The organism is Coleofasciculus sp. G3-WIS-01, from assembly GCF_040223135.1.
GTDB lineage: Bacteria > Cyanobacteriota > Cyanobacteriia > Cyanobacteriales > Coleofasciculaceae > Coleofasciculus.
This window is the reverse complement of the sequence record NZ_JAVJZI010000243.1, coordinates 26378-51203: the sequence shown is the minus strand read 5'-3', so window position 1 is coordinate 51203 and position 24826 is coordinate 26378. Positions and strand designations below refer to the sequence as shown.

23 protein-coding genes are annotated in these 24826 nt (G+C 39.4%); 20 read left to right on the top strand and 3 right to left on the bottom strand.

Translation table 11 applies throughout. The features are described 5' to 3' along the window. Positions 1-252: 252 nt before the first annotated feature. The 16 genes from RIM23_RS25790 (at position 253) to RIM23_RS25715 (ending at position 16716) form a co-directional block, all read left to right on the top strand. Positions 253-1377 carry an RNA polymerase sigma factor, RpoD/SigA family gene (locus RIM23_RS25790; protein WP_446370628.1) on the top strand — a complete coding sequence of 375 codons (1125 nt, stop codon included), beginning with the start codon at positions 253-255 and terminating at the stop codon, positions 1375-1377. A gap of 63 nt (positions 1378-1440) precedes the next feature. Next, complete coding sequence (locus RIM23_RS25785) at positions 1441-1938, top strand: N-acetyltransferase family protein (protein ID WP_446370626.1); 498 nt, start codon at positions 1441-1443, stop codon at positions 1936-1938. Positions 1939-2183: 245 nt separating this feature from the next. Then, a complete protein-coding gene (locus RIM23_RS25780) occupies positions 2184-2390 on the top strand; it encodes a glycogen debranching protein (RefSeq protein ID WP_446370681.1) in 207 nt (68 codons plus the stop codon). 235 nt (positions 2391-2625) lie between these two features. Then, positions 2626-3447, top strand: coding sequence for an ABC transporter permease (locus tag RIM23_RS25775; protein ID WP_446370624.1), 822 nt, complete (start codon positions 2626-2628; stop codon positions 3445-3447). 36 nt (positions 3448-3483) lie between these two features. Beyond that, positions 3484-4773: an ABC transporter ATP-binding protein gene (locus RIM23_RS25770; RefSeq protein WP_446370622.1), complete on the top strand. Its 1290-nt coding sequence runs from the start codon at positions 3484-3486 to the stop codon at positions 4771-4773. Between the two features lie 16 nt (positions 4774-4789). After that, complete coding sequence (locus RIM23_RS25765; RefSeq protein ID WP_446370620.1) at positions 4790-5599, top strand: sulfotransferase domain-containing protein; 810 nt, start codon at positions 4790-4792, stop codon at positions 5597-5599. 48 nt (positions 5600-5647) lie between these two features. Further along, the gene (locus RIM23_RS25760; RefSeq protein WP_446370618.1) at positions 5648-6604 is read left to right on the top strand and encodes an FkbM family methyltransferase; all 957 of its coding nucleotides are present in this window, start codon (positions 5648-5650) and stop codon (positions 6602-6604) included. 19 nt (positions 6605-6623) lie between these two features. Next, positions 6624-7664: a glycosyltransferase family 2 protein gene (locus tag RIM23_RS25755; protein ID WP_446370616.1), complete on the top strand. Its 1041-nt coding sequence runs from the start codon at positions 6624-6626 to the stop codon at positions 7662-7664. Between the two features lie 60 nt (positions 7665-7724). Further along, entirely contained in the window at positions 7725-8627 is a 903-nt protein-coding gene (locus RIM23_RS25750) for a hypothetical protein (protein ID WP_446370614.1), read from the top strand. Further along, complete coding sequence (locus RIM23_RS25745) at positions 8624-9727, top strand: glycosyltransferase family 4 protein (protein ID WP_446370612.1); 1104 nt, start codon at positions 8624-8626, stop codon at positions 9725-9727. Before RIM23_RS25750 ends, RIM23_RS25745 begins: the two co-directional genes overlap by 4 nt. Before the next feature lie 96 nt (positions 9728-9823). Next, positions 9824-10561: a glycosyltransferase family A protein gene (locus tag RIM23_RS25740; RefSeq protein ID WP_446370610.1), complete on the top strand. Its 738-nt coding sequence runs from the start codon at positions 9824-9826 to the stop codon at positions 10559-10561. Positions 10562-10583: 22 nt separating this feature from the next. After that, on the top strand, positions 10584-11582 hold the full coding sequence (locus tag RIM23_RS25735; protein WP_446370608.1) for an FkbM family methyltransferase: 999 nt from the start codon (positions 10584-10586) through the stop codon (positions 11580-11582). Next, the gene (locus RIM23_RS25730) at positions 11575-11853 is read left to right on the top strand and encodes a glycosyltransferase family 2 protein (protein ID WP_446370606.1); all 279 of its coding nucleotides are present in this window, start codon (positions 11575-11577) and stop codon (positions 11851-11853) included. Before RIM23_RS25735 ends, RIM23_RS25730 begins: the two co-directional genes overlap by 8 nt. A gap of 25 nt (positions 11854-11878) precedes the next feature. Next, positions 11879-13348, top strand: a complete 1470-nt coding sequence (locus RIM23_RS25725; RefSeq protein ID WP_446370604.1) for a hypothetical protein — start codon at positions 11879-11881, stop codon at positions 13346-13348. A 20-nt stretch (positions 13349-13368) separates the two neighbouring features. After that, entirely contained in the window at positions 13369-14343 is a 975-nt protein-coding gene (locus RIM23_RS25720; protein WP_446370602.1) for a glycosyltransferase, read from the top strand. Positions 14344-14577: 234 nt separating this feature from the next. Further along, the gene (locus tag RIM23_RS25715) at positions 14578-16716 is read left to right on the top strand and encodes a calcium-binding protein (RefSeq protein WP_446370600.1); all 2139 of its coding nucleotides are present in this window, start codon (positions 14578-14580) and stop codon (positions 16714-16716) included. Positions 16717-16748: 32 nt separating this feature from the next. On the opposite strand, the gene RIM23_RS25710 is transcribed toward RIM23_RS25715, so the two are convergent. The 3 genes from RIM23_RS25710 to RIM23_RS25700 are packed head-to-tail and all read right to left on the bottom strand — an operon-like array spanning position 16749 to position 19592. Then, positions 16749-17681, bottom strand: coding sequence for a glycosyltransferase family 2 protein (locus RIM23_RS25710; protein ID WP_446370598.1), 933 nt, complete (start codon positions 17679-17681; stop codon positions 16749-16751). Positions 17682-17704: 23 nt separating this feature from the next. Next, entirely contained in the window at positions 17705-18637 is a 933-nt protein-coding gene (locus RIM23_RS25705) for a glycosyltransferase family 2 protein (protein ID WP_446370596.1), read from the bottom strand. Between the two features lie 19 nt (positions 18638-18656). Then, positions 18657-19592 carry an FkbM family methyltransferase gene (locus tag RIM23_RS25700; protein ID WP_446370594.1) on the bottom strand — a complete coding sequence of 312 codons (936 nt, stop codon included), beginning with the start codon at positions 19590-19592 and terminating at the stop codon, positions 18657-18659. A gap of 588 nt (positions 19593-20180) precedes the next feature. Between RIM23_RS25700 and RIM23_RS25695 the strand changes: the two genes are divergently transcribed. The 4 genes from RIM23_RS25695 to RIM23_RS25680 all read left to right on the top strand — a co-directional run bounded on the left by RIM23_RS25695 (position 20181) and on the right by RIM23_RS25680 (position 24793). Then, complete coding sequence (locus tag RIM23_RS25695) at positions 20181-21059, top strand: glycosyltransferase family 2 protein (protein ID WP_446370592.1); 879 nt, start codon at positions 20181-20183, stop codon at positions 21057-21059. Positions 21060-21204: 145 nt separating this feature from the next. Continuing rightward, positions 21205-21984 carry a class I SAM-dependent methyltransferase gene (locus RIM23_RS25690; RefSeq protein WP_446370590.1) on the top strand — a complete coding sequence of 260 codons (780 nt, stop codon included), beginning with the start codon at positions 21205-21207 and terminating at the stop codon, positions 21982-21984. A 6-nt stretch (positions 21985-21990) separates the two neighbouring features. Beyond that, entirely contained in the window at positions 21991-23220 is a 1230-nt protein-coding gene (locus RIM23_RS25685; RefSeq protein ID WP_446370588.1) for a glycosyltransferase family 4 protein, read from the top strand. Between the two features lie 67 nt (positions 23221-23287). Further along, positions 23288-24793, top strand: a complete 1506-nt coding sequence (locus RIM23_RS25680) for an O-antigen polymerase (RefSeq protein WP_446370586.1) — start codon at positions 23288-23290, stop codon at positions 24791-24793. The last annotated feature ends 33 nt before the right edge of the window (positions 24794-24826 follow it).

The following is a 24826-nucleotide window of genomic DNA, read 5'->3' as shown; positions in this document are numbered from 1 at the left end:
ATTGCTTCTGGTAGCCTTAGAATCAGTATTTTCTAATCCTAAACGTAGAGAAGGTATCGAGATGAGGGGTGCGCCTTGGATGGCAACTCCCATTCAAATCGTCTCCGCTGTTGAACTGTAAAGCCCAGAGCTAAAGCCAGTTTTGAAAAAATTTCTTGAGAACGCTCATTTATATTCAGTCCATCGGCTCAATCTGATTTGCCAGAAAACTCAATCACAATTTTCCATAACACTCCTACTTCAAACCTAACTATGACTATCGCACAATTGAACCCAACTTCTACTCGTCAGTTTACAGAAGATACGGGTTTTTCTCACCCTCAGACTGATCAAATCTCAGACAATGACCAAAATCTTGTAGAAGTCGAATTCTCCGAATCAGAGACTCGTTCGGGAAAAACGCGGCAATCTGGCTACCATAAAACTAGCTCTGATGATACAGTAGGAGCTTTCTTCAAGGAGATGGCGCGTTATCCCTTGCTGAAGCCAGAAGAAGAGATCGAGTTAGCCACTCAGGTTCAATTTTTGGTAGAAATGGACGAGATGACTGAACGCTTGCACCAAGAGTTGGGGCGCAAGCCAACGAATGCGGAACTGGCTCAAGCTTTTGATCTCACCGAACGTCAATTTGAAAATCGCCTCTACCGAGGACAGATATCTAAGCGTAAAATGATTCGCTCCAACTTACGCTTAGTCGTTTCCATCGCCAAGCGTTATCTTAACCGGGGAGTTCCTTTCCTAGATTTAATTCAAGAAGGCGCATTAGGGCTCAATCGGGCGGCGGAGAAGTTCGATCCCGGCAAAGGTTACAAATTCTCCACCTATGCTTATTGGTGGATTCGTCAGGCGATTACCCGTACCATAGCCAACGACGCCCGCACGATTCGCTTACCGATTCACATTGTCGAAAAGCTGAATAAGCTGAAAAAAGTGCAACGCGAACTCAAGCAGAAACTGCAACGGACTCCCAACGAAACCGAACTCGCAGAAGCATTAGAGATTAGCCGCACTAACTTGCGTCAGTTGTTACAATTACGGCGGCGATCGCTCTCTCTCAACCATCGGGTAGGTAAAGGCGAAGATACAGAACTTGTGGATTTGCTAGAAGACAACGATTTACATTTGCCCGAACAGCAGATGAGCGAATCTATGATGCGTCAAGAGATTTCCGATGTCTTGAGTGATGTTCTCACCGAACGGGAAAAGGATGTCATTTCTCTGCGCTATGGGTTGGCTACTCCTGAAGCCTACACCTTAGAGGAAGTCGGCAGCATGTTCAACCTTTCCCGCGAAAGGGTACGTCAGATTCAGAGTAAAGCCATGCGGAAGCTGCGCCGTCCTCAAGTTGCTCGCCGCCTACAAGGGTGGTTAAGTTAGGATGGGTTTTGTAGTAAGCGCTTCAGCGCTGATGGCACGAAGCGTGCAAACTACGAACGAACAATGAATAAGTTGAAGATACGACCAGCTACTCCAACGGATGTGCCAGTGCTGTTTGAACTCATTCAAGCACTGGCTGAGTATGAGAAGCTGTCTCACTTAGTCACAGGGACGGTGGAGGCTCTCCAAGACCACCTGTTTGGCGCTAAACCTTATGTTGAGGCAATTCTGGCAGAATATAAAGGGCAGAGGGTAGGCTTTGCCCTGTTTTTCTCTAACTATTCCACCTTTTTGACCAAACCGGGCATTTATATTGAAGATTTATTCGTGCGCCCGGAATTTCGGCGTCAGGGTATCGGGAAGGCTTTGCTAACATATCTTGCCCAACTAGCGGTAGAACGGGATTGTGGGCGGTTAGAGTGGTCAGTCTTGGACTGGAATGAACCTGCGATCGCGTTTTATCAGCATCTAGGTGCTACAGTGCTACCCGACTGGCGCATTTGCCGAGTTACAGGCGATGCGCTCCCCCAACTAGCGACACAAAGCTTATATAATCATTAAATTGGTTTACAACTTATGTCGCCAAGGCTAATGAAATATCAAAAACTGTGTTTTTCCTCTTGCCGTCAGTGATCCCAGTCTTTTACAAAATTAAGTAGATCGACTTAAGATGAATGGCACTAAAATAAACATTTTGGGATCGCCCAAACCCTTGATATATCGTCTGGTGGGCATTGCCCACCAGACTTAAGTCAGTGCCATTCTACTTAAGATTTTGATTAACTGTTTCAGGAAATGAGGAGAACATCATGATTTGGGTGAATGAACAGGTTGATCCCGGAGGTCTGATTTATTCGTGCATCGCTTGTCGTGACGAGGATCAAGCCAAAGACTGCCACAAATCCTTCCTGCAGAACTTGACAGAGGAGCAAAAATCAGCAGGTTGGGTAGCGCGTCTGAGAACCGTCAGTTCCTGGGATGAGGTGCCAGTCAATGCGTTGAAGCTGGACTGAGGATGTTTGTACATTCCGGGATTGTAGGGGCGCACCGACGTGCGCCCAAAAAAACTACAAGCGGGATTTACGAGGTAAATTAGTTTAAAGTTGTTATCCTGATGGGCTTTAACGGGGGCTGTATGAAGGGTTGACGACTAGAGGCAGGGAGGCACGCGATCGCTAGTGGTATTCTTCTCAGTTTAAAATCAAAGGATTGAAGAAAAGCTACCCAAGGACAAACGACAAATGACAAATGACGCAAGAACTGATAATTGAGGCAGGTCGCACCGAACAAGAATATTGGAAGGACTTGTGGCGTTACCGGGAATTATTCTACTTTCTAGCATGGCGAGATATCCTAGTACGATACAAGCAAACCATCATTGGTATAGCCTGGGCATTAATTCGACCCTTTTTAACAATGGTGGTATTTACGATAGTTTTTGGTAAACTGGCAAAGTTACCCTCTGAAGGAGTTCCTTATCCGATTTTGGTATTTGCGGCGATGTTACCCTGGCAGTTTTTTTCCAATTCCCTTTCCGGGTGCAGCAATAGTTTAATCAGTAATGCCAATTTAATTGCCAAGGTCTACTTTCCCCGCTTGATTGTGCCAGCAAGTGCTGTGATTGTCAGCTTCGTAGATTTTATGATATCGGGGATAATTTTGCTAGGCTTAATGGCGTGGTATGATTTCCTGCCCAGTTGGCGAATTTTGACACTACCATTTTTTACTATAATTGCATTTGCGGCATCAATGGGGGCAGGTTTATGGCTAGCCGCGCTGAATGTCAAGTATCGGGATTTCCGCTATATTGTACCGTTTATCGTCCAGTTTGGTTTGTATATTTCGCCCGTGGGATTTAGTAGTACAATTGTGCCTCAAGAGTGGCGATTAGTTTATTCGCTCAATCCTATGGTCGGGGTAATCGATGGATTTCGTTGGGCTATTTTAGGCGGAGACGCAAAAATTTACCTGCCAGGATTTCTACTTTCATTGGGATTGGTTTTTGGAGTATTGGTGAGCGGGGTGTGGTATTTTCGTAAGGTAGAACGGACGTTTGCGGATGTAATCTAGGTATTTTCAAGGGATAAGCGAACTAGGTAATGGGTAATGTCTGATACAGTGATTCAGGTCGAGAATCTCGGTAAGAAATATATTATTGGTCACCAGCAGCAGGAACGTTACACGGCGCTGCGGGATGTGATGGCTAATGGTGCGAAGTCTCTTGGACAACGGTTGCTGAAGCCTTGGGGGAAACGGATATCTAACCCGGCGTATGAGGAGTTTTGGGCGCTGAAGGATGTGTCATTTGAGGTGAAGCAGGGTGATAGGATTGGAATTATTGGGCGTAACGGCGCGGGAAAATCAACACTGTTAAAGATTTTAAGCCGGATTACGGAACCAACGACGGGTAGAATTCGCATTAAAGGGCGGGTAGCAAGTTTATTGGAAGTGGGAACCGGATTTCACCCAGAGTTGACAGGACGAGAAAATATTTATCTCAATGGCGCGATTCTGGGGATGAGTAAGGCGGAGATTAAGCGCAAATTTGATGAAATTGTTGACTTTGCCGGCATTGAAAAGTTTTTAGACACGCCAGTCAAGCGGTATTCTTCGGGAATGTATGTGCGATTGGCGTTTGCAGTAGCGGCGCATTTGGAACCGGAAATTTTGATTGTGGATGAAGTGCTGGCGGTAGGGGATGCTCAGTTTCAGAAGAAGTGTTTGGGGAAGATGGAGGAGGTGGGACAAGAAGGGCGGACTGTGTTATTTGTGAGTCACAATATGGTAGCTATTTCAACGTTATGCACTAATGCTATACTGCTTAATCAAGGTAGGAAAACATTTGCAGGGACACCTGATGAAGTATGCAAAAACTACTTGGAAAATGCGGGAAGCGCGTCGGCGCAATGGAGTTCTTCTATAGTATCGGATACATCTGATAATCCAACTATTTACCTGAAATCTGTTCAGGTAAAAGATAGGGTAGGCTGTGTTAGAGCCGATTTCACTAATATTGAACCAATTATTATAGAAGTTGTAGTCAATATCAATAAATTGTTCCCTAGACTTAAAATTGGGTTAGAATTGGAATCCGAATGGGGAATTAAAGTTTTTACTATATTTCACAATGATCTTGATCGGAATAGTGAATGGTATAAGTTAGGAAAGGGACTATATAAATTCGCTGTGACTATACCTGCTTGCTTACTCAATTCAGCAACGTACTATGTTTCTCCTTGTGCAGGTGAACATCAAGTTAAATGGCTATTTAAATATGAAAAACTCGTAAAATTTAATGTCAATTTTCAAATTTTCAATACAGAATTTCTTGTGAAAAAAAGACCGGGCGTTATTGCGCCCATATTAAAATGGGAAGTAAATAATTTAAGTATTTAGTATAAACAAAAATTAAATGGCTTGGAATATGTGGATAATTTGTTGTGGTATGGTGCGAGCAGCTTCTACTCTTCAATATCAGTTAACTTCTGAGATTGTAGAATATAAAAATATGGGTAAATCAATTGGATGGATAGAACCTAATAAGTTTTCGTATTTTCAAGATAAATATCATAACTATCAAGGCTGTTTAATTGCCAAATGTCATAAATATATAAAAGAAGCAGTAGATCTGGATCGGAAAGAAAATGCAAAATTAATTTATAGTTTCAGAGATATTAGAGATATCTATCTTTCTCTAATCAATAAAAACCAATCTAAATTATCATTTTGGACAATTATTCAACAGATAGAGTCTGCTTTATCTGATTATTACTCTTGGAATAAACTTAATAATATATTAAGTTCTAAATATGAAATTTTCACAAAACATTTAAGCCAAGAAGTGTTAAGAATTGCTAATCATATAGATATTCAATTATCTCCAGAAGAAGCTCGTCAAATTAGCGATAAGTTTACTCTAGCTCGGCAGAGAGAAAAAATTGCAAGTTTTGATTATAATAAGTTAGGTGTCCAAGTTAATGAAAATACCATTTATGATCCAAAATCACTACTGCATGAAAATCATATATTTTTAGGAGAATCAGAATTGTGGAAGAAGGAAATGACAAAATTACAGTTAAGTATAATCGAAGGGGTATTCTATGCTTGGTTAGTGGAAAATGATTATCCAATTAGCCAAAACTTTTTTAGCCGACAGTATGGAGCTTTTTTATATTATTTACATAAAATTAAGTTTGTGGACACAATTAAAGTTAACGGTTGAGATTAGGGCACAAGGAACAGGGAACAGGGAACGCATGGAAAACGCTGTATGCATATATTCAAGTATTTAAAGAGTAGTTTATTTCACCTAATACAAGGAGATTTACCTGAATACTTAAAAGAAGAATGGTCTTACTATATTAAACGAAAGTACTACCGCACAAAAATAAAACGTTCAAAATGGTGGGAATCTCAGGGTGGTAAGCGCCAAGAATTAGACATCAAAATCCAGCCAGAAGTCAAAATTCGCTTATATTTTGACAGTCATTTATCGAGGATTATTTATGAGGGGCGTTTTGAACGAGAAGAGAGGTATTTTATAAATGCTTTTTTAAAGCCTGGAGATATATTTGTTGATATAGGTTCTAACATTGGATTGTTTACAGTTATAGCTGGAAAAAATGTTGGAAAAATGGGAAGAGTTTATAGTTTTGAACCTGCTTATAAAAATTATCAACGTTTGCTAAAAAATATAGAATTAAACTATTTAAAGAATGTTGAGTCTTACCAATTGGCTATTTCTCATAAAAAGGGGCAGATGGCTATGAACGTATCTTTAGACGGATTTGATGCCTGGAATTCTATAGCCCAACCCATTGCAGGTGATTGTTTTGAAATGGAAACCATTTACTCTGTAAAATGGGATGATTTTGTGCGTGAACATAATCTTCAGGGAAAGGTCACAATGATGAAAATTGACGTGGAGGGATGGGAATCTTATGTTTTATCAGGAGGATGGGAAACTCTCTCTCGAAAAGATGCACCTGTTTTACAGGTTGAATTCACGGAAAAAGCTAGCCAATCAGCTAATTCTTCTTGTAAAGAGGTTTACTATAAACTCGCAAATCTGGGTTATCAACTCTTTACCTACGATAGTAACTCTAGAAAACTGATTCCGGAAACTTTGCGCGAAGAATACCCCTATGTGAACTTGATTGCCGTGAAAAACACAGAACAAGTTTTTGCCCGACTTCAAAGAGGCAAGCATCCACGTTGGCTGCGGTGATTATAGGTAAAAATTAGATATGGCATTTACTCATAAAAGTTTGACTCTGACAGATCTGCCTTCAGCTCCTCCCGGAAAGACAGGCTGGCCTTGGACAGAAAAAAGCCAACCTTTGCCTACTCACATGCCAGATGGTTCGGAATGGCCTCGAATTAGTATTGTTACCCCTAGTTATAATCAAGATCGGTTTATCGAAGAAACTATTCGGTCAGTACTGCTGCAAGGTTATCCAAATTTAGAATACATTATCATTGATGGGGGTAGTACAGATAATAGCATTGAAATAATTAAAAAATATGAAAAATATCTAACCTATTGGATCAGCGAAAGAGACCGAGGGCAATCTCACGCTATTAATAAAGGTTTGAGGTGTATTACTGGGGAGATTTGGGCTTATTTAAATAGTGATGACCGTTATTTGAAAGGAGCTTTTGAGCAGGTGGCTTTGAAGTTTCGTAAGACGCCAAAAACTGTTTGGGTTACAGGATATGCTAGATATTTAGATGAAAATGGCGATCCGATTGAAGATATGATACCAATTCCTGTTCAAGATAAAAAAGATGCCTTAATTAGGTGGGAAAGTTCTAAAAGATACATTTGCATAGAAGTGGCTAATTTTATGCACAGCAACCTACTATCAAAGTATGGTTTTTATAATGAATCATTTCATTATTGCATGGATTTTGATTTTAATTTAAGATTGTTTTTTAACAATATAAATCCTGTTATTATTAAGAGTTTTCTAGCCGAAGCTCATCGGCATAAGGAAAGTAAAACTACATTAAGTGGTAGAGAGTATCATAAATACTTTCGAGAAGAAGATTTAATTATTATTGAAAAATATATGGCATACCTAAACAAAAATGAATTAAAATATGTAAAGAATAAATTATCAAAGCTTCGATTGTGGTTAAGTTTAACATCAATAGACAAAGAATTAAGTACAGTAGGAAAACTTTCATCTATACAAAAGATTTCAAATATTTTAATAATGCATCCATACTATTTATTAAATAGAAGAACTTGGGGAATGATCAGGAGAATTTTGATGTCGAATTAATTTTTCATGCAACTCAGTTAACTTCCCAGGAAAATGAGGTATTTTGTATATAATAAAACTATGTCAATAGGCTCTTTAGTTTGGCAGATACGGGAAAAGTACAAGCACGGTTTAAAAACAGCTTACTACAGGGACTATGTTAGAGATCAGATTTTCGATTCTCGACCAGTTACTGCTACAAATTCTCATATCTGTGAGCTTCATGTCTTGACCTCTGCAACAGACTGGTTGAACTTGATATGGGTATTAAAGTCATTTTACTATTTCTCCAATCGTCACTACGCTTTGTGCATTCACGACGATGGAACACTGACAGATCAACAGTGTAAAGTGCTTCAGGATCATTTCCCGGATGCTCGCGTGATTGACCGAAAGGTAGCAGATGATACGATGCAGGTTTTTCTGGAATCTTATCCTCGCTGTTTGGAGTTTCGTCAGACGAATCATCTTTCACCGAAGGTATTTGACTTTATAGCTTACCTAGAGAGCGATCGCATGTTGCTGCTAGACAGTGATGTGTTGTTTTTCCAGGAACCGACAGAATTGCTGAGGCGGATAGAATCTCCCATCTATTCATACAACTCAGTGAATAGAGATATAGCCAGCGCTTATACCGTTGACTCAGCCGTTGTAAGAGAACGTATGGGATTTACCATACAGCCTAGATTTAATTCTGGCTTGGGACTAATTCACAAAAAATCGATGAATCTCGACTGGATTGAGCAATTTCTCAGTCTTCCGGGGATAATTGGTCATTTCTGGCGTATTGAGCAAACCCTATTTGCTCTATGTAGTTCAAAATTTGGTGTTGACTTGTTGCCTGAAGAGTATGATGTTCATTTAGGAAAAGGAATTAAGAGTTCCCCTTGCCGTCACTATGTTGGAGCAATCCGGCATTTAATGTATAGTGAAGGCATAAGAAATTTAGTAAAAACTGGATTTCTCAAGGAGTTAAGTCAGTGAGTGCTGAGAAGTCTGTCCCCTATAGATCCATTCAAGTATTAATGATGCCAGATTATCGGGTCGATAATCCTTACCAGACGCTCTTAGCTCAATCGTTAGAGTCAAATGGAGTGCAGGTGCATTTTCCCTGGGGTTATCGGCGAGTTTTCCCTATCTTTCGGGCAGTTAAAACTAGTCCCCAACCCTTCGATGTTTTGCATTTACACTGGCTCAGCCCCTATACTAAGGGTGATCAATGGCTGGTAAAGTTTGTTTACAGTGTTAAGTTTTTAATCGATGTCCTCATAACTCGCTGGATTTGCGTAAGGGTAGTTTGGACTGTTCACAATCGCATCTCCCATGATTCCAAGTTTCCGGGATTAGATCTCTGGACTAGACGTATATTAGCGCAGTTGGTGGATCGAATCATCTTACATAATCACTCCACCTTAGAGGCGATCGCTCAGGACTATCGGTTTGATATTGCCAAAGCTATAGTTATACCTCATGGGCATTACCGAAGTATCTACAAACCCGCAATTGACGAACAGTCTGCCCGAAGCCAACTTGGGCTACTTCCTACTGGACGTCTTTACCTCCACCAAGGTCAACTTAGACCTTATAAGGGAATAGAACAATTACTGAAAATTTGGGGCGAAAATCAGGATACCTTTTATGGGGATACATTGTTAATTGCCGGAAAACCTTTGGACGCAGTTTATGAGCAGAAACTCAGACAGCTAGTTTCCGACATCCACATGGTACGTATTCATGCAGAATTTGTGGAAGGTGAGAAAATACACCTGTTTTTTAGTGCAGCAACAGTCGTATTACTTCCTTTTGAAAAAATATTAACTTCTGGTAGTTTAGTTGTTGCTATGTCTTACGGAAAGCCAATTATTGCTCCTAAGCTGGGGGGTATACAGGAGACACTTGAAGCAGCGGACAGCCTGCTATATGACCCTAATGATGAGCAAGGTTTACTACAGGCGCTTAAGAAGAGTATTTATGTTAATCTAGAAGAATTGAGCAAGTTAGTGACTCAAGCATGTGATCGACTTGATTGGAATACAATAGGACTAGAGACTTCAAAGCTCTACCAGGCAACACTTAGCTTTTAGATAAAATTTTCTGTCTCTATCACTAGAAAGTAAAACCATAACTTTGGGGTTTAATAATTAGTCAAAAGGAGAAGATAGATTTTGCTGTGTTTCATCATGGCGATCAAATCAAAGGCTATATCCACGAATTGGGAACGAGTTTCAAGGATTTTTGAAAACTCACTCCGTTCTGCTTATAACCAAATTGATCCTGACTTTAGGATTGTTGTGGTTTGTCATGAAACTCCTAAATTACAACATAGCTATGATGAGCGAGTGGAAATCATTAATGTAGACTTTCCACCTCCCACCCAAGTAAATACTAATCTGACGATGCAAGATAAATGGAGAAAGTTGGCTGTGGGAATGATTAGAGTAGGAGAATTATGTCCCGATTTTGTGATGATTATGGATGCGGATGATCTGGTAAACAGAAGATTAGCCCACCATGCTAACACCAATCTAGAAGCCAACGGTTGGATTTTTAAGCAAGGCTATCTATATAAGTACGGTAGTCAGTGGATATATTGGGACAATAACTTTAACTGTGGCACTAACGCGATTGTTAATAGTAAACTTATTAAATTTCCCAAAAATATAGATAATAGAAGTATTGATGAATGTGTTATTTTACGAAATGGTCATACTATCATTGAAGAAAAGTTAGAGGCTTTAGAAACACCTTTAATGCCTCTACCATTTCCCGGTGCTATCTATGTCTATGGTCATGGAGATAATGATAGCGCTTATAATAAAACTAGGAGATGGCACGGATTCAGGTATTTTATGGGTCAACTCCGACGAATAAGACCTTTGAGCCATCAAATTCAAAAAGAATTTTCTGTCATAATATGAACCATTGATATAGTATATAGCAATGTCCAAAATAATCCAGAAATTAAAGTCAGCCTTATATTTAGTTAGAAATAGCTCTAACCCATTGAGTGCTATTTACAAGCAAACTCGAAAAAACTTAAAGCAATATAGAATTACTTATCAACAAGGCAAAAATTTTTCATATAAAGCTAAGGCAGGGTTCAAGTTCATCTGCATCCCTGAATCCAAAACTTCAGTTAATTTATATATTCAAAACGAATGGTATGAAGATATTGAATTGAAAATTGCTGGAACGTGGCTATGTAAAAATGATAATTGTTTAGATCTAGGAGCTAATATAGGTTACTGCTCCGCACTGTTTGCTAATAAAGTTTCTCGTCAGGGAAAAGTTATTGCTGTAGAAGCATCCCCTCAAACTTCTGAATATTTAGATGAGGCAATTCGCTTACTTGATTTAAGACAAGTTACCTTAGAAGAAGGTTGTGTAATTGATCGAGATGGCTTTGTCGATTTTATGGTTAGCCGTGATGGCAGCGTAGATGTTAAGCAATCTTTAACAATAAACCCTGAAGAAAAAGAGGCTTTTCAAAAAAAGACAGTTAAAGCTTTTACGATTAACCAATTGATTGAAAAACATAAAATTTTACAAGATGTTGCTCTTGTAAAGATGGATATAGAGGGAGCTGAACCTTTAGCATTAAAGGGAAGTCATCTGCTCTTCGATAAAACATCCCTCCCTCTATTTATTATTGAAATATATAAATTAGGTCTATCCAGATTGAGTTTTGAGCCAAAAGATATTTTAAATTTTCTTCCATTAGATTTATTTGATATTTATCATGTGAACAGGAGTCATCCTAATCCTATTCCTGAATTTGAATATGGAGTTATATATCCTCTACTTAATCCTAATACTTACAGTTACCCTTGGCACACAAACATTATTGCTATTCCTAAAGTTGGCAAATACGCCAATCGAAAAAGAAAGATACAATCCTATCTTCCTGAACGTTTAATCAACAATATGGAACATGAATGAACCTTTAATCTCGATAATAATTCCTTGTTTTAATAGAGAAAAATATTTATCCGCAACCCTTTATAGTTGTCTTCAACAGACTTATCAAAATCTTGAAATTATCATTGTCGATGATGGATCAACTGATAACAGTTGGCATATAATCAACAACTATTCAAAAATTCATCCCCATATAAAAGCTGTACACACAGTAAATCAAGGTCAATGTGCTGCCCGTAATCATGGACTAAAATTAGCGGAAGGTCAATATATTAAATTTCTCAATATTTAGTGAAACAATTTCCGAGCAGTAAACAATGATTAATAATTATCTTGATTCTTCAAAAGGACAGTTTATCCTAACGCAAAATGCAGAATTTATTGTAGATGGATGGAATATACAGGAAAAATATTCTTGGCTACTTTCATCTCATCCGTCCTTACCTGTGCTACCTATATTAGACGAAGATGATCAACACTTAGGCTGGATATTAGGCTATTCTATCGAGACCCAAAAAAGTAATTTACTTTTCGAGCATTTATACTTAGATACCAGACTCTATAAAGGAATAAACACTGATTTAATTGAGTCAATGCTTAATAAAATAGGTGGTAGATTTTTAGTGATTATTCTCACTAATGAAATAAAAAGATTATATTTAGATGCATCTGGTTCTTTATCAGCAGTTTATTCTTTAGATCGTCCAGTCATCGCTTCAACACCTAATCTTTTAGAGAAAAAAATTACTCGTCAGGATGAATCAACTCTAAAAATCATAAAACAGGCGATGGCTAGCAGCGGAAATTGGTATCCCTGTAGTTTAACGCCTCTGAAGCAAGTAAAAGTACTTTTGCCTAATCATTATATTGATTTACAAAACTGGCACGTTAAACGTCACTGGCCTCAAAAACATATCCAGCAAGTTAGTAGTAACTTCAAAAAAAATAATAATACAATCAGATCCATTGTTGCGATTATCACAAATCATATTAGTGCGATAGCTAAACATTATCCACTGCATTTAAATTTAACATCGGGAAAAGATACACGAATGCTATTAGCTTGTTCCCGCAATTTAGTAGATAGTATTTTGTTTAGTACATCCTATAATAACAATACAAATCAACCTGATATTGTCATTTCTAAAACTTTAGCAGAAATTTTTGACTTAAACTATGTTGTCAATCCTCCTAACTATATAGATCGGGTTCTTCTAACAGGTTTTGCTGGAGAAGTAGGACGAGCTTTTTATTGGCAAGATCAAGACGATAATACTAAATCAATTCATCCTCAAGATATACTTATCCGCCTTAACTACAAGGAAGTTCATCCAATTCTTATTCAAGAGTTAAGTAGTTGGCTCTTAGAATTGCCCGAGTTGAATATTTTTTCAATTCTTGATTTAATGTATATTGAACAGAGGTTGGGATGCTGCATGGGTAGAGTAATGTACTCATGCGATCAAATTTCAAAATTTAGCCTCTATCCCATGAATTCTAGACTGCTTTTTGAATTAATGTTAAATCTACCAATTTCTTATAAGAAAAAAAAGTTAATGGCAAAAGATGTTTGTGAAATAGCCTGGTCAGATTTGCTGGACATTCCATTTCATTCACTACATTTTACAGGTATTCTAAGATACAAGAAATTGTTTAAATATTTGTGTAATTTATTTTTAATAAACTCTGTTGAACAAAAAGAAAAGAATAAGAAAATACTATATTTAATTATTAATGACAAGTTGTTTTTGAATAATTTATTGGATAAAATAATTGGATACATCTAGTTTTTTATGGGTATAAACACATGTTAAATTACCCTATAGTTAGTCTTCTAATTCCTTGTTATAATGCAGAGCAATGGGTTGCCGACGCAATAGAAAGCGCATTGAATCAAACTTATCCTCACAAAGAGGTAATTGTAGTTGATGATGGTTCAACTGATGGTAGTTTAGAGATTATCAAAACTTTTAGCGATCGCATCCGTTGGGAGACGGGTTTAAATCGTGGTGGAAATGCAGCCAGGAACAGACTTTTGGAGCTTAGTACTGGCGAATGGCTACAGTATTTAGACGCTGATGATTATCTCTTACCAGACAAAGTGGAAAAACAGATCCAGTTTTTAGGGGAAGTTGCTGATGCAGATGTCATTTACAGCCCAGTTATTGTAGAATATCATCAGGATAATCATTCTTGGCAAAAGGTAGATCAAATTACTGAACCTCCGCCTCATGATCCCTGGATTTTACTTGCTAGATGGCATCTGCCTCAAACTGGAGCCTCTCTCTGGCGGAAAGAAGCTATTGTAGATGTGGGGGGATGGAATGAACACCAAAACTGTTGCCAAGAAAATGAATTGTATTTGCGTTTACTGATGGCAGAAAAACACTTTAAATATTTTGATACACCAGGAGCAGTATACAGAGCTTGGAGTGAGTTAACAGTATGTCGAAAAGATTCTTCAGAAACATATCGTCGGAGGTTAGAAATTAAAGATAAAATTGAGCAATACCTTGAATCAAGAAATGAACTAAGCCAGTTGCGACAGGATGCTATCAATCAAGCTCGTTTTGAGTGTGCTAGACTGATTTGGCTGTTTAATCCCAAATGGGCAAATGTTATTATTGAGAAAATAATTTCAAGAGATAATTATTTCGAGATAGTTAATCCAAATATATCCAATAATTATATTTGTATTTATAGGTTATTTGGCTTTTCTCTTGCCGAAAGCTTAGCTCAGTTTACAAGAAACATGAAAACTATATTCTTTAAAAAAATTTAATTTACTTTTAAATCCTTAAATAAATAGGATTGATTTCATGAAGATTATTGAATTAATGTAAAGGATAAAATAATTGTGAGCCAAAAAACCATAAAATTGCTAATCTATTATGGTTGATAATAATTTTTAGGTTTTTCAGAATTAAACAAACCTCACATCAAGAGCGACAACTAGTGGTGGCAACTTCTATCAGTGTATTTACTGAATGTTCATTTATATTAATAGGTAACGATTATGGCGACAAAAATTGGTTCTAATCTGCCAGACATTTTAGACGGAACGACTGCTAATGATTTATTATTCGGTTTAGCTGGGAACGATATTCTGAGCGGATTGGATGGTAACGATGTGCTGGATGGTGGCTTAGGTGCTGACCAAATGAGCGGTGGTTTTGGTAATGATATTTACATCGTTGATGATCCAGATGACGAAGTTATAGAAAATCCAGGAGAGGGTGCTGATGAAGTCCGTTCATCCATTGACTATATTTTGGGTAATGATGTCGATAAACTCATTTTAACTGGAACAGCGATTAACGGCACAGGAAATGACCTCAGAAATACCATCATAGGTAATGGTGAAAATAATCTGCTAGAAGGATTAGCAGGCAATGATGTGATCTATGGACTTGGAGGCGATGATACCCTCGACGGCGGTCTAGGTAGCGATGGACTTGTGGGGGGTCTGGGTGATGACTTCTACATTGTTGATAATCCTAATGATAGAGTTTCCGAACGTCTCGATGAAGGTATCGATACAATTGAGGCTTCCGTTAGCTATACCCTGGCTGCTAATGTAGAACAATTGCTCTTAACTGGAACCAACCATACTAACGGTACAGGAAATGACCTCACCAACACCATTACAGGCAATAACGGCAACAATACTTTACAAGGATTAGCAGGTGATGATAATCTCAACGGCGGTGAGGGTGATGATCGCTTAGACGGAGGAGCAGGAGATGACAATCTTAGAGGTGGTTTAGGGAATGACACTTATGTAGTTGATAGTGACAATGACCTAGTTGAAGAAAACCCTGGGGAAGGTCTTGATACCGTTTTTTCTTCTATTAACTATATCTTGGGATCTAACTTAGAGAATCTGATTCTAACTGGAAGCCTTGCCATTAACGGCACAGGCAACGCACTCAGTAATTTTCTGGAAGGAAATAGTAACAACAACATCTTACAAGGTCTAGGTGGTGCTGATTACCTGTATGGTTTGGCAGGAGCAGATACCTTAGAAGGTGGTGACAACGGTGATTTACTTGACGGAGGTTTAGGGGATGATAGTTTAATTGGTGGATTGGGGAGTGATCGGTATATTGTTGATAGTCCTAATGATATAATTATTGAAAATGTTGGAGAGGGTAACGATAGAGTTTTTTCGACTGCTACCTATATCTTGCCCAATAACCTAGAAGATCTGACACTGATTGGAGCAAGCAATATCAATGGCACGGGCAATAATCTCAGGAATGTTCTTATTGGTAATAACAACTCTAACACTTTACAAGGGTTAGATGGCGATGACGAACTCTATGGTTTTGGAGGCAACGATATACTAGAAGGCGGTAACGGAAATGACCGCCTTGATGCAGGTTCAGGAGTTAATACTCTCAGGGGTGGTGCTGGTAATGACACATACATTCTGGGAAATTCCAGTGATCGGGTTGAGGAAAACAGTGGGGAAGGTACAGATCTCGTATTTTCCCATTTAACCTATTTTTTACCCAACCATGTTGAAAACCTTACCCTAACTGGAACCAATAACATTAACGGCATCGGTAATAACCTCCGCAATACCATTATTGGTAATGCTGGCAACAATCGACTGGAAGGACGAGGAAGCAACGATACCCTCTACGGTGAAGCGGGTAATGATCGTATTGATGGTGGTACAGGTAATGATGGTCTTGTTGGTGGCGATGGCAATGATACCCTCATCGGTGGAGACGGTAGTGACAGAATACTGGGCGGAGAAAATGATGACGTTCTTGTAGGGGGAAACGGTAATGATCAGCTCATTGGCGGCAATGGTCAAGATAGTTTTATCTTATCAGGTAGCTCTTTTGCTCAAGCAGGCATCGATGGGATTGCTGACTTTGTGGGTGGTACTGACACAATTCAGTTGTCTAAGAGAACTTTTGCCGCACTCACAGGTTCCAGTTCCGAACTAAGTGCTGGTGAATTTGCTTCAGTTACGGATAATGCTGCTGCTGCTATCAGCACAGCAATTATTGTCTACAACTCGACTAACGGGTTACTGTTCTACAATCCCAATGGGGACACCATCGGTTTTGGTGGAGGTGGTCATTTTGCAACACTTTCCGGCGCTCCCAGTCTGACGAATACAGACTTTATCCTTGTTTAAGGCTTAATCTTAAATACCTCAGCTCAGACAGGTCATTGTTTTGAGAAGGCTTTGAGCAGACGTTGAGTAATATCAGTAGACATCTTTTCGGGGTGATAATTGCCGGGAAACTGAGGTCTTGTCTGATCCAAAATGGGTAACAGTAAGGCGTGAGCAAATCGCTGTAACCCTCGTTTAGGCAAGGGGGCTAAATGGTTAAAAAATTGGTATTCAGGTAATGGTGTTTCAGGTGTCCAGTATTGCAAATTTTCCGTGTTACAGTCTACAACTAATTGCCGCCAGTCATCGGTCAGCCAATGTCGTCCTGGGTCGAGTGAGGTTGCTGCCATAATCGAACGAAGAGTACATCTTCGTTGTAGCTGCACAGGATCTCGGTGAGGGTAATGGCGAATAGGGATTCTTTCCTGTGCCACATATCCGGCATTATAAGGAAAAGAACAATCGGGTGACCACTGCATCGTCTCCCGATAACGAAACATACGCGGTTCGGAAATTTTCAAGGGAACAAAGAAACGCCGACGCTCTTGGAGCGGGCGTTGTCTATCAGCCACTGTTTCACGTCCCGATTCCCAATCCGCCACATCCTTAGTGGTCAACCGAAAATCATAGCTTTGATTGTAGACACAAGTTTCATGTTTCTCCAGTTTGGTGCGAACAAATTCTGGCGGGGGAATATGGTAAAATTCATCGGCATCAAGACGGATAAACCAATCACCTTCTGCGGCGCGATCGCGAAACTTGGAAAAAACAAAAGCTCTGAGACCCTTGCTAAAAACAGTCGGTTGTTTCTGGAATGGTACGATGCGGCAATCTTGCCGAGCCAAATCTTGAATGATCTCCCAGGTATCATCTGTACTACCTGTATCATAAATATAAACGGCATCACACCATTTTAAGGTGTGTTTCAGGGATTGCTGAATAATATCAGCTTCGTCTCTCACTAAAAGGATTGCGTGAAATCTCATTAATTTTCCTCTGATATTCCTGATTACAGTTTATAGTTAAGTTGCCGTTGGAGCATATATCGAAACCAGAGAAAGATAGCTATCAGGGGTAATCCTAGCAGGTAACGTATACGCATTAACTGAATGTGCCAGAGCAAGGTGTCTCTATACAATTTCATTCCTTTTTTTATGTCACCTTGACGCAAGCATTCTAGACTCACTGGTCTCAGGTGGCGAGTCAAAATCTTGATCCGTTCTATTTTTCGTATCTTTGTTCCTGGATATTGAGCGTTCCTTTCTTGGTTAATTAAATAATAGCTTCCCCTATAGGTTTGAGCCCGATTAGCTGTAGCACTATTTCCATGGCGACGATAAATAAATACAGGTGGTGAATGAATATAAACAAAACCTGGGGCAATTCCCAGTTTCAACCAAAGATCAGAATCTTCAGCATTAATCCGTTTTTCCGTAAATCCTGCCACTTCACGTAAAACGTCTGAACGGATTGCTGCGGCACAAGTACCAATCCACAAAGGTTGCTGACTTGATGCATAGTAATCAGGAAAATATTTTGCCTGAAGAGGTAACGGACAAACAGAATACATTTCATCTTCATCCAAAAGGTGAGATTCTGTTCCAGTGATAAAAGCTGGCAAGCGATGTTGATGAATTACCTGCGCGTAAGTAGACAGTGTCCAAGGAAACCATAGATCGTCACTATCTAAAAACGTGATATACTTGCCGCAGGCATGATGAATTCCCAAATTTCGAGCTGCACCCGGTCCCTTGTTTTCCTGTTTAAGCACCTTTATCTGGTCACCGTAACCCGCCAAAACATCAAGAGTATTGTCTGTCGAACCGTCGTCAACAACAATGATCTCCTGATCATCAAACTCTTGGTTTAATACCGAATTAAGGGTCAACTCAATTAGATTCGCCCGGTTAAACACGGGAATAATGGTTGAGAAGAATGGCATAAATTATCGAATGACTAAATTAGCTAACTGACCACAGCACATGAATCCGGTCATCCATAATTTTCGATGGCTCTAATGGCTGTAATACCTTAGAAGCATCAACTGTATCTTGTTGGTATAAAGCGCGAAGACATTGATGTATTGACACATTATCCTCACGGATATAACTGCCTCGATAACCAAAATCCGAAAACTGGGTTATTAATTTAGCTAGGTCATCTGGAGAGAACGTACTTAAGTGAAGTTCAATTAACACATGACGGATTCGGTGGTGGGACAAAGAATTTACCATGCCTTTGATGGCTTCAATTTCGTGTCCTTCGATATCCATTTTTAACAGATCTACCTGCTTGATTGATAACCGTTCTAATTCCGAGTCAACAGTTGATGCACGAACATTTAAAGAGCCAGATGTACTAACTGTACCCCAACCTGAGTGACCTTGTTCAAGTCCATAATCCTGAAACTTTACAGAGCCGGTGCTTGAAGAAATTGCTAGTGGAATTATTTGCCAATGCTGGTATTTCGATAGTTTTTGCGTTCCAACGAGATCCTCAATATTGCGTGGTGATGGCTCATAGGAAAAGACTCGACCTTGTGAACCTACTCGTTGCGCTGCCAACAAACTAAAATAACCTTTATTTGCACCTATATCCATGAGGCAAACATTAGGAGCAAGGAGCGAAAGAAAAACTAATGTGACCGCAGGTTCATAACACCCCCATAAAAACATTTGTACTGATGTGTACCTGTCTAGGGTATCTACAACAAAGGGGATTCCATGTAACTCGCCAATAAACCTATCAGGAGAACCTAAAGTTTTCCACCCAGCATGAAATAGGGTATATCGACCTTTGGGAACCAGACGTAGGGTTCTCCCCCAACCTCGCAATAACCATGACTGCCAACCTAGTGTTAACTTCCTATCCGACATTAGACCTTGAATTTGAGACATTCTTGATGCTAGAGTAATAAGCTATAATCAGGTCAAGCTGGTTAGGGTATAAATTTAACATAACTGTAAGGGCGGGTTTGAAATTTAGAATATCATCGAACAGTTGCTGGACAATGGTTTTATACTATACCCACTCCGGCAATTGATTTTATAGTATTTTTCGCCCGTCCACCAAGTTAGTGTGTTATCATAACATCCTAAGACCTGTTTATCAACATATATAACAACATATCATGGATGATAAAAAAATTAATAAAATATAGCATTCCTCAAATGAATGGGGTGCTTATGTGAGGGTGTAAGGCTTGCGCCCCGAAATTTAGTTATGCCATTAACACTTGAGAACTGCTATATTCCAGTTGGACATCTCACTAGGGTCAAGGCAATAAGTAGATGGACACAATTAAAGTTAGCGGTGGAGATTAGGGAACGGGGAACAGGGAACAGGGAACAGTAAGGGTTTGAGGCTTGTTTACATCACTTAATCTAGTTAAGTTTATTTCCACCAACCTACTTATCGTCTTTTACTAGAATCGACAGTAGATACCTTCACGCTGCTGAAAAAAATCATGAACTTAGGTGATAGACGTGAATCAAAAAGCAGGAATAGTGATTACAACCCGAAATCGAGAGCAAGACTTAAAAAAACTTTTTGTTCACCTACAAGAGAATGAAAGTTGGGCAAAATACCCAGTTTGGGTTCACGATGATGCAAGTAACACTGTTTCAGACGATTATTGGCAAAGTATTTCTAACTCTGCCTATTGCCTGATTCGCAATCCCAGAAATTATGGAGCAGCTCTCAACCGTAACATTAGCAATTGTTCAGCGCCTTTTGACTATATATTTAGTCTTGATGATGATTCATGTTTCGTCGATGAAATCGGTCCAGAACTAGCGATTAAATACATGGATGATCATCCAAAAGTAGCCGTTTTATCTTTTCCCGTGGTGGATAGCTTCAATCCAAAACCAATTCAGGAAACTTCTCCTTATCCTTGCTTATCTTACATGGCGTGTGCAGCATTAATTCGCAAGAGTATTTTTATGGAGATGGGTGGATATTACAGCAATTTTTTTTATTATGGCGAAGAACCAGAACTCTGTTTGCGAATTTGGAGTGCTGGCTATGAGGTTCATGCATTTCCAGCCTGTCGGGTTTATCACTGGGCTAATTCTAATGTTCAAGACTCTAGAGTCAAGGGTTTTTATGGAACTCAAAATCGTATCTGGTCTCACTTTTTGCATACCCCAATACCTCTACTTCCCCTAGAAATAGCTAGAGCATGTGGTAGCTACATAAAACTATCTCTAAAAACTAAAATACCTCTGGTTCATTTGATAGGTTTAGTTTCTGGAATTCAACAGGGTATATTGACCTGGCATGAGCGGCAAGTTTTACCTATTCGTCTGTATAGATACTTAGAATCTTTACCCATATCAGCTATCAGCTCAAACACCGAATGAAGCAACTAATTCAAAAATACATTGTCCCTAAAGAACATCACATGGAGCCTGTATAATAGATTAGCTAAAGCGATTTCCATGGAGCTATAGCTTCTGATTTTGCCGTTATAAAATTACTATCTATTCCTCATCGAATAAAAATTTTATGAAATCTATATTAGTTAAACTATTTGGCTTTCCGGCAACTTTGATTCATGGAGATACACTGGTACTAGACCGATGGTTATGGTTAAAGAAAAGATTACCGCCAACTTCTACTGCAGAAAAACTAATTGATGTAGGCTGTGGTACAGGTGCTTTCACCATTGGTGCTGCTATACAAGGGTACGAAGCCTTAGGGTTGAGTTGGGATGAAAGAAATCAATCAGTAGCTAGTCAGCGATCTTTACTCTGTAGGACAACTTCTGCTAAATTTGAAGTATTAGACGTTCGTCAACTCGATTGTCGCCAAGATTTAATTTCTAGTTTTGATGTAGCAATATGTTTTGAGGTTATTGAACATATTATTGATGATCAAAAACTTATGATAGATATTGCTAGGTGTTTGAAAAAAAGTGGAAAGCTTTTCTTGACAACTCCTAATTATCACTATAAACCTATTACCGCAATGGATAAGGGACCATTTTTACAAATTGAGACTGGATGGCATGTCCGAAAAGGGTATACCACACAAGATTTGATAAACCTTTGTCTACAATCAGGTTTAGTTGTTGATTCAGTATCTTTTTGCAGTGGATTTTTAAGCCAAAAAATTACATTTATTATGCGAACTTTATCAAAAATTCATCCTTTAATAGGCTGGGGGTTTATTTTGCCTCTACGGATTTTACCTCCCCTGGTGGACTCTAGGTTGACAAAGCTGATGCGTTGGCCTGAATTTTCCATTTGCCTGGAAGCTCATAAGCCAAATGATATAGATGATTAAAAGTAAATGTCTGAAAACTTACCCTGCTGGATTTGCTGTCAACTAGGAGCTCGCGAACACTACGCGATTCCACGCGCATTACACCAAGTTGGACAACTTGCCCATCTAATCACAGATGCCTGGATCTTACCTCAATCTCCCCTGAACCAACTGCCTCAATCTCTTTTCGCTAATTTACGCGATCGCTTCCATCCTGACTTAACCCAAGCCTCCGTTCAAGCTTTCACTGGATCTTTGATTCGCTTTGAACTGGCGCAACGCCTACAAAAAACGTCAGAATGGAAACGCATTATCGCTCGTAATAGCTGGTTTCAACAAAAAGCCATCCAGCGATTAAAGACTATCACTCTTCCTCTCAACTCTCGTCCTATCCTATTTGCCTACAGTTATGCGGCATTAGAACTATTTCGCTATGCCAAAATTAGAGGTTGGTACACTATATTAGGTCAAATCGATCCGGGTCTAGTTGAGGAAACATTCGTTCAGGCAGAATATGCAAAATATCCCACCTATCAGCCCAACTGGCAATCTGCACCCTCTCACTACTGGATTCACTGGAAAGAAGAATGCTTATTGGCTGACCGAGTTGTAGTCAACTCCCCTTGGTCAAGTCAATCTTTACAGCAAGCAGGTGTCTCGGCTAAAAAAATCGACATTATTCCACTTGCCTATGAACTCCCTGATACAGCGATGGATTTTGTTCGCATTTATCCCCCACGTTTCTCAGAACGACGTCCCCTGCGAGTGTTATTTTTGGGTCAAATAATTTTGCGTAAGGGCATTGTCGCGCTACTAGAAGCGGCTGACTTGTTATGCCACCAGCCGATAGAATTTTGGTTAGTGGGTTCTCCAAGTATTGATAAACAAGCTAAAATTCACAAACACATTCAGTACCTCGGTGCAGTTCCCCGGCATACCACCGCCCACTATTATAAGCAAGCAGATGTTTTCCTGTTTCCCACTCTCTCTGATGGTTTTGGTCTGACTCAGCTAGAAGCCCAAGCCTGGAAACTGCCGATTATTGCATCCAGATTTTGTGGTGAAGTTGTGAAAGATCAAGTAAACGGGATCATCTTACCGGAAATAAGTGGGGAAGCGATCGCCCAAGCCTTGGAATTCTGCTTGTATAATCCGCAGCAACTTCAAGCCTTTTCTAGGGCAGCTACTGATATGTCTATGTTTAGTTTGTCACAGTTACATCAGCATCTCAAATCCCTAGCTCATGCCATTGGATAAAATGATTTACCTCTTCTTATCGTTAAACTATCTATAGCAATTTCCGGTCTGATGCGGTATATCTTTTGTGGCGCAAGCCTTGCGCCCCGACGGATGGGCGTATCTCACAGGCAAGATAAGCACTATATCACTCGAACGCTATTGCCGTTTATATGAAATCTCTATGCAAGTCGATTATCCTTTTACCATCCCAGTTTCTTCCCTCTTAGCCAAGAAATACCCTCTATACCCGACGCTTGGCATAGCTGGGACAGCAATTGGTACAGTAGTTGCCCTTCTACTTATCCCTGAAAATCCCTATCCGGCTGGCAATCTAATGCCATCAGCCACAGCGATGACAATAGGTCTTTTAATTGCGCCAACTCTAGCTAGCCTTCGTAATCCCCAGACGGCGTTACGAGCAGAGCATCTACTGGTTTTAGCACCTGTTTACTGGTTGTTGTTGGATTTACTCCAAGGCGCTTACGCTTTAGTCCAAGTAGACAAAGAAGCCATAGAAAGTGCGTTTATCGCTATCGGTTTGTTTGTCATTGGCATTTGGATAGCTGCTTTATCTCGTCCAAGAAAATTGCCTAAACTTTTGAGTAAAGCAGCGACACACCACTTGAATCCCAAAACAATTTTTAGGCTCATTCTAATATTTTTCGCTCTAGGTATCTTCAGGTTTGCTTATCCGAGTGGTTTTAACCCGTTAGTCATGATTTACTATCTTGGTCAAAATCGCTGGAACGCACCTTGGACAAGAGGACAATTAGGAGGCTGGGATGCCTTCCTAGATCACATGGCTTATTTTGGATATTTATTACCAACTCTGACTATCCTATTGGCGTTGAGAAGTCGTTGGTTAGATCATCGAGTCATTGTCTCAATTACTCTATCCCTAATAATGGCAGCATTTTATGCTCAAGGCGGTAATCGACGCATTATTGGAGTGATTTTTGGGGCATCTATTATTTGTTGGATACTTGAACAACATCACTTAAAAATTCGTCATCTAATCGTACTAGCTTTCAGTATTTTTTTGCTCCTGTTTTCCATGCAGTATATGTTAGAGTATAGAAATACTGGATTTAAAAAATTATTTAAAAATCAGCCCAAAGAGCTACAGTATGAACATCTTCATGTCGATGATAATTTTCTCAGGCTCAGTCAAATTATCGACATTGTTCCGGCATCTCATTCTTATATTTATCATAAACAAATAATATTTGTCCTAGTCAGACCTATTCCTAGGGTTCTCTGGTCTAGTAAGCCAGTCGATCCGGGTTTTGATTTAACAAAAGCAGTAGGCATGAAAGGGGTTTCCCTGTCAAGCTCGGTGATTGGGGAATGGTATCTTAGTGCAGGTTGGCTCGGTGTTTTGTTTGGAGGATGGATTTATGGACGTTTAGCCAGTATTACTAGCCTATTGCTAATTCGATATTCAGAATCCGCTGCTCCTCTAGTTTACAGTTTGTCAGCCATGGCTTTATTCGCAGGTATGCGATCTATGCTTGATCTCGTTCTTATGAGTTATGCTCTGCTAGCTTGGATGTTTATAACATGGGTAATTTTCCCTATAAACAAAAAATAAAACAATCATTAATTTGGCTCAAAAAAATAAAGT